This is a genomic window from Bifidobacterium sp. ESL0682 (genome assembly GCF_029392815.1).
In the GTDB taxonomy this organism is placed as follows: domain Bacteria; phylum Actinomycetota; class Actinomycetes; order Actinomycetales; family Bifidobacteriaceae; genus Bifidobacterium.
In genome coordinates, this window is sequence record NZ_CP113942.1 from 1,949,930 (window position 1) to 1,964,961 (window position 15,032).

Here is a 15,032-nt window from a genome sequence, read left to right on the forward strand (position 1 = left end):
TTCACCCAGCGACGTTCATGCACTCGCCGAGAATCTCCTAATCCGTTACCGATGAGGTCCTCATAGAACTTTGGGAACAGCCACTCATGATTTCCGCAATCTCCTCGAAACGCCCATGATGCAACTCCAGATATTCGCCGATAGCCTTACGTATCAAGACCGAGGGCTTGATGCTTTCTGCATCGGCACCGCAACGAAGCCACTGATTCAGCTTCTCAGGAACCCTCACCGACAACATTCGCTCGCTGACTCGATGCTTCTTATTAATCGCACCACTATCAGACTGGGCCATTACATTACCTTCACTTTCATTTTCGATTTCCAATCAAGCAGTCGCCTGAAGGTCACAGCTCTCCCGACGACTACCCAATCATTCAATAGGATTTAGGGCCTCATCGGAATCAATCTGCCCCCTGCGCCATCCGTGTTTGACAGAACGACCGTTCCACCGACGTTGCCAGTTGTGCCACTCACTTTGACCCGATAAGTTATGGCTATCACACTGAGCGGGTCGAGCTGCATGCTCGGGTCAGTCGTCGAATAGCCGGTCGGCGATAGGACGAATCGATCGGCGATATCGATGTCAGTATCTTTGCTGTTGGAGGAGGTGTATTTGACCGAGAACGAGCCGGGCACCAATGTACCGTTCTGCCCCCAGCTGTCTTCAATTTTCACAGTCGGGTTTTTGAAATTCGACAGCTCGTTGCGTACCAGCACTGTATATTTCACTTCATCGCCATCGTGCACCGGTGTCGCTTGGAAGGGATACGCGTTCTTAATCACCGTCTGGTAACTGCCGACGTTCTGCACTTCAGGCACAAACGTGGCCGGCCAAACGTAGAGGCCGGACTGTGCCCTCTTGCCCAGCGTCGCCAAGACCTTGGGCGAGACGCATCCTGGCTGCCCGTAGGCGCATACGGTCGTGCCATAGCCCTGGCCGCCCAAAGAGACGCCGCCCCCGTTCTCGCCCCAGGTATAGACGGAACCGTCGCTTAAGTTGAGATTGGCGCCATCCTTGTTGCCGCCTACCTTTACGGCCATACGATGCTGCGGATCCTTAGTGGGATCCCAGACGATGCCAGGACGGTCTTTATCGTTGGTCGGCAGGGCGTCCTGGGTGGGCGACATGTTGGACGAGAAGGCCCCGCCCCACTTATGCTGCCCCCAAGCCCACGCGTAACCGTCCGCAGTCACAAACTGTCCGGCATGATAGGCACCGTTGGCATCGATCACATTGTCGGCGGTCACGGTAGAACCATCCACTGCCGTTGTGGAAAGAACCTGCGGGGTTGTCCGGTATGTCAAATCATTCTGTTTGTCCGATTCCGGCATGCCGACACCATCGGTCGAGACACCCCATGTCCAAAGCTTTTTGTTCTTGGTAAGCATGGCTCCATAGCTGTAACCGCCTAAGAGCTTGGTAAATCCGCCATTGTCTGCTATCAGCTTGGTGAGGCTCGGCACTGGCACCGGCGCGAAGCAATAATAGTTGCTACCTGCCAGGCTGCGGCACGGCTTACTGGTGTCGGTCGATGAGGAATAGGCTTCAAGCTCATCGTTGCTCATGGCAGCGCCACCTGCATACGACTGGCCCCAGAAGTACACCTGGTTGTTAGTATCGATTGCAAAGTATGACAAGTATCCGCTATAGACCGCTTTAATCTTCACGTTTCCAGGGAAAGTCACCTTAGTGGGCGAAAGAGCCACACCCCAGCTGTTACCAACCGGATATCCAGCGGTGCCCACGCTGCCCCACTGGTCGACCGTGTTTCCCCATTTGCCCACGCCTCGGGCCCCATAAGTGTTGGCACCCGCAGTCCATACCGTCCCGTCATCCTTGAGCCAAGCGAATCCGTACTCATTAGAAGCGACCTTGACTACCTTCGAGGTATTATCGCCGCCGGGATAGGTTCCTGTAGGAGCCCCGGGACCATCGATTGGCTTCCATGTCTCGGGACTAGCTTGCGGATTGGCCTGATTGACCGTATTTGGTATAGCTTCCGAAGCGCCTTTCTGGTTCTTGTAAAGCCCGTAGACGCCTCCCGTCACATTGGTTTTGGGCCCGCCCGCTGCAATGAACGCAGGGTCGGAGGCCACTACGGAACCGTTCTGGGTGTTGTCTCCCCATCCATAGAGGTTGCCGTAGCAGTCAACTGCCATAAGCGCATACGCAGAACCAGCCACATCGGTAGCACAGGTGAAGCCACGAATCACCGAAGGTTTGTTGTTGATGGTAACACCCCCGCAACTGCCACTTGCATTGCCCGTGTAGACAGCGCCATTTTTGCCGCCGCCATAGTAGCCGCCTTGTCCCGCATTGTCGATGTTGCAAAGATTGTAGTAGCCCCATACCCAGATGTTGCCGCTTTTATCCTTGGCAATCTGGGTATCCAGAGCGTATTCGCCCTGCACGCCCGCTCCGGTAGTGAAGTTCTCTTCGGGGAAGAGACTGCGACGCTCTTGCTTTTCACGTAGGCGCCATAGGCCACCGTCGACAGGCTGGCAATCAACACAGTCACCAACGTGACGGCCAGCATCATGCGGCCCCTGAATCTGGTTTTGTTCGAATTCATCTCGTCTCACCTTTCACAATCAGACCCAATCGAGTGGTGGTGCCGTTGTAGGCGGCAAGCTGATCCTTGCTCATGGGCGAATCCACATATACGTTTACTTGATAGGTCTTGCTTTCCCCTGCATGTATAGGAGCCGGCACACGAGCCGAAAGCCAGCCTGGCGCCTTGGCGTTGTTCGCGGCGGGGTCACTGAGATTCAGGTTCCCCTCCGTGCCGAGCTTGCCCGTCCACAACTGCCGGGATCCGTCGGAGACACTGAAACGCAGCTGGGTGAACAGGTCGGGATAATAGGCATAGTTCATCTGGTCAATGGAACCGTTGGTGGCCGAAGCAGGCAACTGCTTGTATTTGATTTTCATGTTGGGGTCCGGGTCAAGGAATTTCATTTGCAACGACCCGACGTCATTACCCAGCGATTTGACAGTGACATTCCAATGCTGGGTGCCGCTGGACAGAGGATCGACCAAATCGATGATGATGGGATCATCCGACGATCCCGTACCCTTGCTCTGCGGATTAGGGCCAGTAGCGGCCTGAATGTCCACATCAAAGTCGGTACCCGTCGAAGTCGGCCCGCTTGCACTGCTTACCGTCGCCCCGCACACGAGCATCGCGGACGCGGCCAACGCAACGATTGTTTTCCGACGAATCGAGGATGATCTCGCTTTCATTTTGTGTTTTGCCATCATTTCTCCTTGCCAAACCTTGCATTTTGCGAACCATACGAAGTGTTGATCATCGTTTCTCATCCCGAGCATGGCGAATCGGGAACGCTGTCTTCCGGCTGCGAATGAACGCGAGGACCACCAAGGTCACAAGCGTCAAAAGAAGCACCAATGCCATCAACAGCACGAAATCAGGCCGAGCATCCTCAGGCGCAGGTATTACATTGGGAATCTCTGAACGGACTCCGGAGACCAGTAGCCTATGCGTGTTAATCCCATAAGGAGTGCAGGTCATCAGGGTGATTCTGTCCGCACCCCGTTCGATTTTGAGTCTGCTGGTATCCTGCGGGTCAATGACGTTGATGCGATCGACTTTGTAGCCGATTGTCTTGCCCATCGTCCTGACGTAGAAAGTATCGCCTTTCCTCATTTCGTCAAGTCTGGTAAACATCAACGCCTGCACCATGCCCCTGTGCCCGGTAATCACCGAATGGGTGGACGTGCCTCCGACCGGCAGCGAGGTCCCATACAGATGGCCGGCACCGGCGGCGAGAGCTTTTTCTGATGTGCCATGAAAAATAGGAATATTGACGGAAATCTTGGGAATCACAATGGAGCCCATAACCCCTCCGCCTTGATCAAGCAGAAATTGATATGCCCGATCACGCTCTTCGGCGCTTTGACCAGCGGACTTCCCAGACGAGAACGGATCAACGCTCTCACCCATCACCGGCTGACCACTCAAGGCGAGTCTATGGTTGTATTGGTCAGCCGCCTCCAACGCCTCTTTGGCATGGGGATATGGCCAACCTGCCACCTGCGCAGCCGAGAAATCAGACTGTCGCCTCTGGCTCATACCGGTGATGAACTGAGCTGTAAAAGGATAAGCGACGACGCCGAAGCCGGAAAGCAGCATCAGTACCGCCAAGGCCTTGAGGATAAGTTGTGTTCTCCGGGCCTTTTTGGCCCTCTCCTGCGCGGCCTGAATATCGTCTTTATCGGGAAAAGCCAAGGCCTTGCGCGGCTTGACGACATCGTCTGCCGACGCACCGCTCCCCGCGCATAAGGCCTTGGTCATTTCGAAATTCCTGTTTTGTCGTTGCTGTTTGGTTTACAGGGCGATTGGCTCGTCCATGTTGTGTGCACGCTGGTTGCGACGCACGCCGACGTACAGGCCAGAGCCGACAGCCACAAGCAGGACGCCGAAGGCGACCAGCATGGTGATACCTGCCGCACCCGTGAGCGGCAAGGAAGCCAGGCTACGCACGTTGGTGACGGTGTACTTCTTGGAGGAGTTGTCGCTGTGGGAAACAAGATTCCAGGTCACGTCCTTGCCACCTTCATAGCTGACCGAAGTCAGCGTCTTGTCAGCGGCATAGACGGGAGCGATGATCGCTTCGAAGGAGGTGTTCATATTCTTGAAGCCGTCCACGGCCTTGGTTTCCTTCACCGTGTAGGTGCCAGACTCGACGCCCTGCACGTGGATAGTGCCGCCGGCAGGAACCGTGACGGTATCGACGGTAGCTTCGCCGCTCATCGGGGAACGGTAGTTGCCATTGCCCTCATCGAAGAACTTGACCGGCTGGCCGTTGAAGGAGATCTGGAACTGAGTGCCGGGAAGGGCTTCGCCCGTATCCTTAGCGACTTTCTCGACATCGAAACCGAAGGTGTAAATCGGGGTTTGACCAGGCTCAGTGGTGTTGGTCTTGTTGTGCTCAGTGCTGGAATTCGGATCGTTGGTGTATTCGACGTTTGCAGAGTTCTTGACACTGCCAGGAGCCATGGAGATGGCATCCTCGTTCAGCACGGCACCATAGGAGATAGTGATGGTGGAGCCGGCAAGCTTGTAGTTCTTAGCGGCAATCTGAGCCTGCATATACGGCGAGAGATCGAAGGTAAGCGCAGCGGCCTTAGTGCCGTCGGCGGGAACGGTGACGGTGTAATCAGTGCCCTTGGCCAGCGTCTTATCACCAATCTTAACGACCGCGTTGAAGGCCGCGTCCTGGTAGGTCAGACCTTGAGAAAGCTGATCGTGAACGATGAGCTTGTAGGAGGCCTGGTCGAAGTCCGTGTAGGTCGGCACCGTGGTGCTGATCTTGAAGGGCACGACGTCACCGACGTTGTGGCTCGGCTTGTCCGTGGTCTTGTCTGGCTTGCCGAGGTACGGAGCTTTGACGTTAATCTCGCTGACAGCGCCAGCCATGCCGGGAGCGTTCGGGCTGGTAGTGCTCACCAACATCGGAATCGAGGCTCCGGTGTGCTCACCAAGGCCAGTGGCCGTATCGGCGGTGGTGTCCACAATCAGATAGACGCCATTAGGCATGGTGAATTTTGCGCCGTTGTCCTTGGTGCCGGTGGCGGTGATGGTGGAAGAGGCAGCCGCGCTCTTGATTGCGGATTCCTTCCAAAGATTGGCAACGAACCGACGCAGATTGCCTTCATAGGCAGTGGCCTTGTCGGAGGTCGTATCCCCGGCAGTGTTCCATTTGCTGGCCACATAACCAATCGGATCGGTGAATGTATCAGCCGAGCCAAGCTGGCTGAGCGTCGTGGTCAGTGCCGAAGATGAAGAGGACTTGATGGCGGCGTTGTCCACTGTGGAGACTTCCACGCTGCTCGCAATCGAGCCGCTGCCGCTGACAGCGTTGCCGTAATCACCGAGCTTGACCGCCGAATAAGTGCGGCCCTGAACAGTTTCGCCCTTCAGCGTCAAGTCCACATCTGGCTGGCTCTCAACCGCAGAGGCCGTCATAGCAGTGGACGCGAACATAGTCGCTCCGGCCACAAGCGCGGTTGCTGAGGCAAGAAGCCTCGCCAACTTTGTCTTTCCCATTATTTTTCCTTTCCTTGCGGTTGGGGCGATAACAAATCTCGTTGTTGTACCCCTACGCTGCGCGGCGACTGCGATTGCCGTCGCCGCAGGTCTTCCGTATCTGTTTGACGGAAGAAATCTTTATTACTTGCTACGCGACTTACGCCTTATGACGTAGGAAGCGCCAATGACGACCAGGCCGACAAGCACACAGAGCAGCAATATCCATGCCTGTTTGCCCGTCAGCGGCAGTGTCCCCACCGTTTCTCCGGCTGCAAGCGTCTTCACTGTGGTGCTCGGGGCAAGCGAGGTCTGCGGCGAGGAGACTGCATTGTGGATTTCGACATCACGTTCGACATCTCGCCGGACCGTTACCGTGTAGGAGAGGGTCACCCGTTCTCCAGGTTTCAGTCCTGTACCGCTCCACTGCAGTTGTTTTTTGGCTGCATTAAAGGTTGGCGCTTTCAAGACGTGAGCAGAATCCGAGGAGGTGGCCGACAAGTCAGTGGGCCCGGTGGCGCTCTTGAGCACGTTGCTCAGGTCGTCGAGGATATCGGCTTTGCCGAGCGTCACTCCGGTCGTGTTCTCGTAGACGACGTCATAGCGCATCTTCGCCCCGGGCTTTACCGTGGCTATCGGCTGTGAACCGTTGGCCTTATACACTTCTTTCTTCAGCCCGACATCGACCAGAGCGTCCTTGGACTGCTCAGGGTTCGGTCCGAGCGGATTGTCGACGTTGCCGACAATCGATGAGTCACCGTTCGGAGAGGTGCCAGCTGCATTGGTATGGAACGGAATCTTGATCTTCACCTTTTTGCCTGACGGCACAGTGCCGTTCCATGTCACTTTGCCCGTCGCCGGGTCGTAGACGGCTGAACCCGAATCAGTGGAGATGCCAGACTGCCCGACAGTGCCATCGTCCACGATGCCGTTGAGGTCACCGGTGGCTGAGAACGCAGGGGCATCGGTATCTGTGTCATTGCCGACGGTGACGACATAGACGTAATCCTGATCCTTGCCTAGCGAAGTTCCCGCCGGAACCGGGTTGCCGTCGGCGTCCTCGATGCCCAACGTCGTATCGATCTTGCCCAAGGGGTTGTTAGTGGCCGGCACATCCTGCGAACGATCGGAGCTGAAGACATTCTTCACGGAACCGTCGTAATACTTAGCCTTCTCACTTTTGCCGACAACAATCGAATAAGTGATTGTCAAGGAGGAACCTCCGGGAATCGATCCGCTCCACACAAGGGTTTTAGATCCCAAATCCACATTCGGAACCGCCGGGGTCGAGGTCGACGGATCGAACACCGCATTCAGACCTTCCAGGGCTCCGCTTTTGGAGTAAGCCAGCACATCCGTCAAGTCGTCCTTCACCGTCGTCTCCATCAGGCTGCCCTTCGGATTCGAGTTGGTGGCGGTCAGGGTATAGGTGAGTTTTTGCCCCGGGAACACACGAGTACCGCTGCCGGGATTCACCGATTTCGTCAGACTGAGGCCATGCTGCGTCTCGAAATTGTAATTGGCGTCGCGCGAGGTGACGAAGAGGCGACGATGCTTCGCACCGTCCTGACCGACGACCGAATACGGCACAATGGAACCGCCCAACAGACCAAGCGAGCCGAAACCGACGTCTCCAGCAGCATCCGAAGGTTGCAGTGTTGCCTTGTCGACAACGGCGCCATCGCTCGCAACGGCATAGCCCCGGACGCGCCCTTTATCGTCACCATCCGTGTCTCGGTAGGCAACGAACAAGGTGTCGTTGCCTGCCTCTGCGTCACCGACAGCGAGGGAACCGCCGAAGTAATTGGCATTCTGCAAGGTAATGGTATGGGCGATTGCTCCGGACTCGGTATTGAAAGCGAGGACCGCGCCTCTTTGTGCTCCCCAAGTAGTAGCCGAATCCCAAGAGGGGTCCGCGGCATACAGGGTCGAACCGTCATTGCTGAAAGCAAGCGCGCGGCCCAGGCCCGCCATGCTGGGACCGTTAGCAGAAGGATATGACCCACTGGCCGGGTCGACCACGAGATCGGCCTTCCACACATTCGCCTGATAAAGCTGCACCAGGCCCGTGGTCACCGAAGCGTCACCGACTTTCGTGACATAACCAGGCAAACCGGCGGCAACCATGGTCCCCTTCACAGCGACGCTCTGGCCCGCCAAAGCGCCCTCCTTGATCGAGGGATCACCCTTCGCCGGCAACAAGGCTGCCGGAGCTGACGTCGGATTCCCGAGGTCAACGGTGAAGACGGCACCAGCGTCGCCTTTGCCATCCACAGTTGAATTCGGTGCACCAATCGCCAACATGTCACCATTCAATGCAACAGATTCCGCGAAATTATCGGCTTGCACCCGATCGTCATCGACCGGAGCATTGATGGTGCGCTGCAAGACGCCATTCAAATCATAAACAAAAACCTGCTGCGACCATTTCGCGCTGATCACAAGACGGCTGGCATCCATCGCGACCCCATAGCCGAATCCCGAAGCATCGGCCGGAGCAGCAACTGTGATCGAGCCAGGCAGCACACCGCCCGCATGGTCAAGATTTCCCGTCCACGCAGAAGCGTCTGTATTCGGGGTCGAGTAATCCCCCGTGAACGTCTCGATGACCACCGAACCGTCGCCTGACATACCAGGCCGGCCCTGTTGACTGACATAGGCCAGATGGTTGCCATAAGCCGCAGCGGCATAGCCTTGGCGATCGTTGCCTGCAACACCAAACCGGGCGGACTGCCCATAGTCAGGGAACTGCATGCGTTGTTCGCTCCGAATCACCGAAGACGGGCTGAATTCCTAGTCGATGTCGCCTGCGGAGTCGAGCCACGCAGACCGACAGAGACAGCGAAAGAAGTAAACACAATCGCAAACGCCGCCATCAGCGTGATCGCAAACGCTGATTTCTTTTTCAACGAAGCCATTTTCGAGACCTTCACCTTTTCATGACGCATGAATCGTTCCTTGCGTTGACGCTTTCAAACTGTTGCGTTGCATTGAATATGGTCAAACTCCCATGCCGGAAAGAATCCAACAGTCACACTCATGCACATTGCACGGTGCAGTGGAGCTGTGTTTGCAGGGCGTCTCTCATTCAGACGCCCCAAGGATGCGAGATCAGGCGATATACGACGCCGAACTCGTTTCTTAAATCGTTTTACGCAGCAATACCTGATGGATTATGCGCGGATACAGCCAACGTATCCAAAACGCGCCATCGAACCCCATTGGTCTACCAAATTGCCGCTTTGTCCGGCAAATGCTGAGATATGCCGCTTTTCTATGCTAAAAACATAGACTCCTCCTTGTGCACAGATCTTGCTGTACAATGAAGAGCTGGTTATGGATTCGCCAAAATTCAAACCATTGCCGTCAGCCGTGGATTTCGCTTGATACCGACCACGACCGGCGGCGCTCTTCTCTTCTCGTTTCCGTTTCCGGACTATTTCTTACTTTGTTATCCAACATCCCGCATCGCATATCCGACAACGGGATTCTTTCTTCGACAGGCTTTCATCGAAATAAGGAACGAGCTGCCCAGACCAGCGCCATGCCATGGCGCTTCCACCGTTACACACATATCCCTCATCTACTTCGCTTACTCGCCTATGCCATTGAGTACGAATCAAAACACTACAGGAACCGCGAACAGGCTGTCTCAAAACTAATGTGATTTAGGTCATAGTTCACGATGATGCCCAAATCCACTGCCGCCCAAACGGCTTTCAGCCCGCAGCGATACTTTCTGACAAAAATGAATGACAATTTGACCAAAAATCATCGTCGAATTACCTTTAAAATTCGACATCAGAGATTAAAACGACAATCATATTTGCGTAATCTTCACAAATAAAAAATGCGATTCCCTTTTGAGCGAAAATAATTTCCTTTTATGAACGCTTCAAATATCCGCCATATAGAGTCCTCAAAAATTATATTCTCGAATTGCGTTGACCGAACTTCATCCCCGCTGATGCCCTCACTTGCCCGCTCTCGGCAACGCGATGCGTCCCAACTTTTCAGCAACAATCAAACCGAAAGCGCCGGCGGCGAAAAGAAAACGAATCTACTGGTCGCGACCGAGATTGAGACACTCAGTCAAGGTGAACGAATGCAAAGGCGTAATTGACCCGGAGCAATAAAGAACTACGAATGCGAAAGTGGGGATAACCGGCCATCGGTCGGTTATCCCCCACTTTTGATATCCGGCAAAGCCGCCGGATTCTCGCTCCTGCCATTACCGGCGAGAGCGAATCAGTACATCAGCTCAGTACATCAACGCGTCAAGAACCTCACTCGGCGATGCCCATGTACTGGTCAAGAATCTCCTGATACATCTTGATGAAGTCCTCATACATGCCCTTCGGCAGACTCTCATTGACGCAATGCATGGTGCTGTTGCCGGGGCCGAACATCACATAGGCGGTGCCGGCTGGGCTGTTGACCAGCAGCTTGCTGCCATCGGTCGCGCCGGACAGTCCGAGCATCGGAATCTCCGGCTTCTCACCCTTTGCAGCGAGATGGTCCTCGCCCACGGACTTGACAATCTTGGCGAGCTTGGCATCCTTCGGGCCGACAACAGAAACGATATCCATGCCGATGGTGTAAGAAACCTCGGCCTTGTGGGTTTCGTTGAATTTCTTCACTTCCTCATCAAAGATGCCAAGAATGGTCGCGTTGTTGAACTCCGGAACGATGCGGATGTTGATCTGCGCGCTGGCCGATTCCGGGATGGCGTTGACCTGCTGACCACCGTGGAAAACATCGATGTTGTAGACCGTGCCGCCCAAATCGGGGTTGTTCTTGCCTTCGGCTTCCTTCTTGATGCGGGCGGAAAGCGTATCGAGGAACTCGATGAGGTTCTCGACGGCGTTGATGCCGAGCGCCGGGGTCGAGCTGTGAGCGGCCTTGCCCTTCATGTTCACCGTGATGTCATACTCGCCCTTGGTGGCATAGACGATCGAATATCCGGAAGGTTCGCCGATAAGCAGCGCTTCGACGCCCTTCATGTAGCCCTGCTTCTCCAAGGCTTCGGCACCGGGCATGCCAACTTCCTCGCCCGCGGTGCAGAGGAAGCGCACCGTGCCGTGCATCTCGGACTCATGTTCCTTCAAATGCAGCATGGCAATGACCAATGCGGCGGTACCGGCCTTCATGTCGGTCACACCACGGCCATAGAGGAAGTCACCCTTCTCAGTGACCTTGAAGGGGTCGGTCTCCCAGCCATCCTGCTGAGCCGAGACGGTGTCCGTGTGTCCGCAAATCGCGACAACCGGCTCACCATGACCAACCTCAGCGACGAGGTTGGCGCGAGTGGGATCGTCCTCGAGCGGAATCACCTTCGAGTTGATGCCGGCTTTCTCGAAAATGCCCTGAATATAATCGGCCACGACCTTCTCGTTGCCGTTCTCCGTGTGGAATGCCACTAGAGTGTCCAGCAATTCCCTAGCTTCTTGTGTATCCATAATAGCCTCCTTCGGCTTAGTTATTACTTAGCGATACAACCGATTCCGTCGTGTTGATTCACCGGTTCATGAGCATGCACTCATGCACCGGTTTTCCTGAAGGCCGACGGATCCTTCTGATTCGGAAATATACTTGCCCGCAATCTGCGGCCGGTCGGGGTATCAGCCAAACCGCCGAGTCCCGTCTCACGGAACTTGCTCGGTAGACTCTTGCCCACCGCGTCCATGGCGCCGATAACCTCGTCGGGCGGAATCTTGCTGACGATGCCGGCCAACGCCATATCGGCCGCGATGAGACCGTTGCCTGCGCCGATCGCATTGCGCTTGACGCACGGCAACTCGACCAACCCGGCAACCGGGTCGCAAATGAGACCCAGCAAATTGGAGATGGCCATAGCCATGGCCTGTGCACTCTGGCTTGGGGTGCCCCCTGCCGCCTCGACCGCCGCAGCGGCACCCATGGCGGACGCGCTGCCCACCTCAGCCTGACAGCCACCCGTGGCGCCAGCGATGCCGGCGTTGTTGGCGATGATCAACCCGAAAGCGCCGGCGGTGAAAAGAAAACGAATCTGCTGGTCGCGGTCAAGGCCGAGACGCTCTGTCAAGGTAAACAGAATGCCCGGAATCGTGCCCGACGAGCCGGCCGTAGGCGTGGCGCAGATGACGCCCATGGCGGCGTTGACCTCGTTGCAGGCCATCGCGTTTTGCACCGCCATCATCATCGTGTCTCCGCTCAGGGTCTTGCCGTGTTCGCGGTATTTCCGCAACTTCACGGCATCGCCGCCCGTCAATCCGGTCGTGCTGTGCACACCCTCGCCTGCCGCACCCCTCTCTACGGCCTGGTGCATCACATCGAGATTACGCCCCATCTTCTCCCAGATCTCTTCTCGGGATTCATGGGAGTATGCCATCTCCTGCCTGATCATCAGCTCATGGATCGGCAGCCCCTGTCGTTCGGCATCCTCGACCAGTTCCGCAACTTTCGAATACATATCATTCCTCACATATCAGGTGAAAGTTTCATTCCCCGCAAACGCAATCCGGCGCCCGCAGGACTCATCTCAGATAGAACAGACGGTCATTGGCCTTGCGCAGTTCCTCGACCGTATTCGGCGGCAAAGGAGCATCAAGATCATACTCATAGATTCGCTCATCGGTGCCCTCTTTGCCGAAGGAACGTACATCACCAATAAGAGAAACGCCTTGAAGCTTGCTGCCAAGCCTCTCGTTATCTGCCGCGCTGCCTCGCAGAAGCAACATCGGCAACGGGCCGCGCGGCGTGACGTCAAAGCCATCCATGACAATCCGCTTGATTTGGGCGACACCGCCGCCGATGGAAACACCCACGACGCTGACGGACTTTTCCCCGTCGGAAATGTTGACGACCGCTGTATTCGGATGACCGACCGGGCTTTTACCTTCTTGTTCAACGAAAGTGAGGTCGATACCCCGCTGCTTTGCAATCTCTATCGAATTTTTGATGCGCCTGTCATCGGTCGCAAACCCGAGAATACCGCCTATGATCGCAAAATCAGTGCCATGCCCTTGATGGGTGCTGGCAAAGGATTCATAATAATCCACCACAATTTTAGTTGGTGTTCCACGAAATACCTCATGGACCACCCGCCCAATGGCCACCACACCAGCGGTGTGGGAGCTGGACGGCCCGATCATCACCGGCCCGATGATGTCGAATACGCTTTTGTAGTTCGCGGTTTCCGACGACGGGCCGTCGTCAGGCATGTCCCCTGCATGCCCCGACTCTTCGCTGATACCAGCTGACACCCCCATGATTACACCTCTCTTGATCATTTTGGGTATAGAAAAAGCCGACCATACGCCATACATACGTACGGCCGGCTGAAATTATCGATCACTGAAGCTGCGGCTTGTGTTCGGTAATGCTACCTGTTCATTTGCCGCCAAACCAGAACATCCATCATTGGATAAGGTATATACAACTCTCACCATTCTGTTCAGCGGGAAACGTAACACTGCACCACGGACTCAGCCGTGAGGCTGAGTCTCCGGCGGGATGACCGACTTGTAAGGCTTACCCTTGAATTCCTTGGCATAGGAATCCTTGGCTTCCTGCAGAAGGCTCTCGTCGGTCAGCGCGTCGTAAGCGGTCAGAGCGATGGTCTTCGCGGCCATCACCAAGCCCTTGTGCGCCACGCTCGACTGGCCGTTGGCGACCCACTGCCAGGAATGCGGCGGCGTGCCCAGAGGTTCAAAACCACCGTTGAACTGCGCGGTCGGGGTGCACCAGCTGACATCGCCAACGTCGGTGGACGCCTGGCCCTTGGTGTCGGTGGTATAGATCAGCGGGAACTTCGGCAGCGCCATACTCGAATGAGCCATCTCGCTCGCCTCGTCGTCGCTGAGCTCCGGGTTCGCGGCCTTCAGACGTTCCGCCAGCGGGCCTTCGAAGCCCTGCGGGTTATTGTTCTGAATCTTGCGTTCGAACTCAAGCTCTTCGTCGGTCAGCTGCAGCGGACCAACCAAGTCGAGATTCTTGTCCATGTCCTCGCTCAGCGGGTGGTTCGGCACATAGTTGGCGCAAGCGGAATCAAAATCAATCGACAGCTCGGTGTCCGTCATCATCGCGGCACCCTTGGCGATCTTGACCACGCGGTCGTAGATTTCCTTGGCCTGGTCGAGGAACGGGGCACGCACGAAGAAGTACAGCGTCGCCGTGGGGTGAACGACGTTCGCGGACTTGCCGCCGGCGTCGATGTAAGCGTAATGAATACGAGCGGCGTCGATGATGTGCTCGCGCAGGAACTGCACGCCCACCGTCATCAGCGTGGCCGCATCGAGTGCGTCACGACCCTGCTCCGGGGCAGCCGCGGCGTGGGCGGCAATACCTTTGAAGCTGAAGTTTGCCTGCATGACTGCAAGGCCGCCGCCCCCGGCGACATTGGTGACGTCGGCAGGATGCCAGGTGAACGCCGCATCGACATCATCGAAAACGCCGGCACGGGCCATGAAGGCCTTGCCATAGCCGCTTTCCTCAGCCGGGCAGCCGAAAAGCTTCAACGTACCCTTGAGGTGCTTCTCTTCCATCAGCGTCTTGAGCGCGACAGCTGCACCCAACGCTCCGGTGCCGAGAACGTTGTGTCCGCAGCCCTGACCGGGAGCACCCTCTACCAGCGGCTTGCGCTCGGGGTTACCGGCTTCCTGGCTCAGGTTGTCGAGCGCGTCGTATTCGGCGGTGATGCCGATGACGGGCTTGCCCGAACCGTACGTGGCGATGTAGGCATAATCCATGCCCGCAACGCCCTTCTTGATGTCAAAGCCTTCCTTCTCGAGCACTTTGTAATGCTGCTCGACCGACTTCGGGACGGTGAAACGCGTCTCCGGTGTCTCCCAGATGCGATCAGCAGCCTCGATGAACTCATCCTTCTTATCATCGACAATGTCCATGATCCGCTGCTTGTTGTCGTCAACTGCCATGAAACACTTCCTTTCGTTAGCCGCCGGCGCCGATGCACCGGCAGTCATTACTACATTTACATATCCG

11 protein-coding genes are annotated in these 15,032 nt (G+C 56.1%); all 11 read right to left on the reverse strand.

Annotation, left to right across the window (positions count from 1 at the left end; genetic code table 11):
* Window positions 1-37: 37 nt before the first annotated feature.
* The 11 genes from OZX57_RS08070 to OZX57_RS08120 all read right to left on the reverse strand — a co-directional run bounded on the left by OZX57_RS08070 (window position 38) and on the right by OZX57_RS08120 (window position 14,965).
* Window positions 38-325, reverse strand: a complete 288-nt coding sequence (locus OZX57_RS08070; protein WP_277162118.1) for a hypothetical protein — start codon at window positions 323-325, stop codon at window positions 38-40.
* Window positions 326-384: 59 nt separating this feature from the next.
* On the reverse strand, window positions 385-2,583 hold the full coding sequence (locus OZX57_RS08075; protein WP_277162119.1) for a hypothetical protein: 2,199 nt from the start codon (window positions 2,581-2,583) through the stop codon (window positions 385-387).
* The gene (locus OZX57_RS08080) at window positions 2,570-3,262 is read right to left on the reverse strand and encodes a hypothetical protein (RefSeq protein WP_277162120.1); all 693 of its coding nucleotides are present in this window, start codon (window positions 3,260-3,262) and stop codon (window positions 2,570-2,572) included. The genes OZX57_RS08075 and OZX57_RS08080 overlap by 14 nt, the downstream gene beginning before the upstream one ends.
* Before the next feature lie 46 nt (window positions 3,263-3,308).
* The gene (locus OZX57_RS08085; protein WP_277162121.1) at window positions 3,309-4,316 is read right to left on the reverse strand and encodes a class C sortase; all 1,008 of its coding nucleotides are present in this window, start codon (window positions 4,314-4,316) and stop codon (window positions 3,309-3,311) included.
* 33 nt (window positions 4,317-4,349) lie between these two features.
* The gene (locus OZX57_RS08090; protein WP_277162122.1) at window positions 4,350-6,071 is read right to left on the reverse strand and encodes an isopeptide-forming domain-containing fimbrial protein; all 1,722 of its coding nucleotides are present in this window, start codon (window positions 6,069-6,071) and stop codon (window positions 4,350-4,352) included.
* Between the two features lie 123 nt (window positions 6,072-6,194).
* On the reverse strand, window positions 6,195-8,804 hold the full coding sequence (locus OZX57_RS08095; protein ID WP_277162123.1) for an isopeptide-forming domain-containing fimbrial protein: 2,610 nt from the start codon (window positions 8,802-8,804) through the stop codon (window positions 6,195-6,197).
* 17 nt (window positions 8,805-8,821) lie between these two features.
* Entirely contained in the window at window positions 8,822-8,998 is a 177-nt protein-coding gene (locus tag OZX57_RS08100) for a hypothetical protein (RefSeq protein ID WP_277162124.1), read from the reverse strand.
* A 1,338-nt stretch (window positions 8,999-10,336) separates the two neighbouring features.
* Window positions 10,337-11,509, reverse strand: coding sequence for an ArgE/DapE family deacylase (locus OZX57_RS08105; protein ID WP_277162125.1), 1,173 nt, complete (start codon window positions 11,507-11,509; stop codon window positions 10,337-10,339).
* 80 nt (window positions 11,510-11,589) lie between these two features.
* Window positions 11,590-12,501 (reverse strand): L-serine ammonia-lyase, iron-sulfur-dependent, subunit alpha, encoded by a 912-nt coding sequence (gene sdaAA / locus OZX57_RS08110; RefSeq protein ID WP_277162126.1) that lies wholly within the window; start codon window positions 12,499-12,501, stop codon window positions 11,590-11,592.
* A 64-nt stretch (window positions 12,502-12,565) separates the two neighbouring features.
* Window positions 12,566-13,252 (reverse strand): L-serine ammonia-lyase, iron-sulfur-dependent subunit beta, encoded by a 687-nt coding sequence (gene sdaAB / locus OZX57_RS08115; RefSeq protein ID WP_277162127.1) that lies wholly within the window; start codon window positions 13,250-13,252, stop codon window positions 12,566-12,568.
* 264 nt (window positions 13,253-13,516) lie between these two features.
* Window positions 13,517-14,965: an amidohydrolase gene (locus tag OZX57_RS08120; RefSeq protein WP_277162128.1), complete on the reverse strand. Its 1,449-nt coding sequence runs from the start codon at window positions 14,963-14,965 to the stop codon at window positions 13,517-13,519.
* Between the last annotated feature and the right edge of the window lie 67 nt (window positions 14,966-15,032).

What these genes read in the sequence shown, in the direction of transcription:
- OZX57_RS08080 (WP_277162120.1), bottom strand. Translation starts at nt 3,262, where the DNA reads ATGATGGCAAAACACAAAATGAAAGCGAGATCATCCTCGATTCGTCGG.
- OZX57_RS08085 (WP_277162121.1), bottom strand. Translation starts at nt 4,316, where the DNA reads ATGACCAAGGCCTTATGCGCGGGGAGCGGTGCGTCGGCAGACGATGTC.
- OZX57_RS08090 (WP_277162122.1), bottom strand. Translation starts at nt 6,071, where the DNA reads ATGGGAAAGACAAAGTTGGCGAGGCTTCTTGCCTCAGCAACCGCGCTT.
- OZX57_RS08095 (WP_277162123.1), bottom strand. Translation starts at nt 8,804, where the DNA reads ATGCAGTTCCCTGACTATGGGCAGTCCGCCCGGTTTGGTGTTGCAGGC.
- OZX57_RS08100 (WP_277162124.1), bottom strand. Translation starts at nt 8,998, where the DNA reads ATGCGTCATGAAAAGGTGAAGGTCTCGAAAATGGCTTCGTTGAAAAAG.
- OZX57_RS08105 (WP_277162125.1), bottom strand. Translation starts at nt 11,509, where the DNA reads ATGGATACACAAGAAGCTAGGGAATTGCTGGACACTCTAGTGGCATTC.
- sdaAA (WP_277162126.1), bottom strand. Translation starts at nt 12,501, where the DNA reads ATGTATTCGAAAGTTGCGGAACTGGTCGAGGATGCCGAACGACAGGGG.
- sdaAB (WP_277162127.1), bottom strand. Translation starts at nt 13,252, where the DNA reads ATGCCTGACGACGGCCCGTCGTCGGAAACCGCGAACTACAAAAGCGTA.
- OZX57_RS08120 (WP_277162128.1), bottom strand. Translation starts at nt 14,965, where the DNA reads ATGGCAGTTGACGACAACAAGCAGCGGATCATGGACATTGTCGATGAT.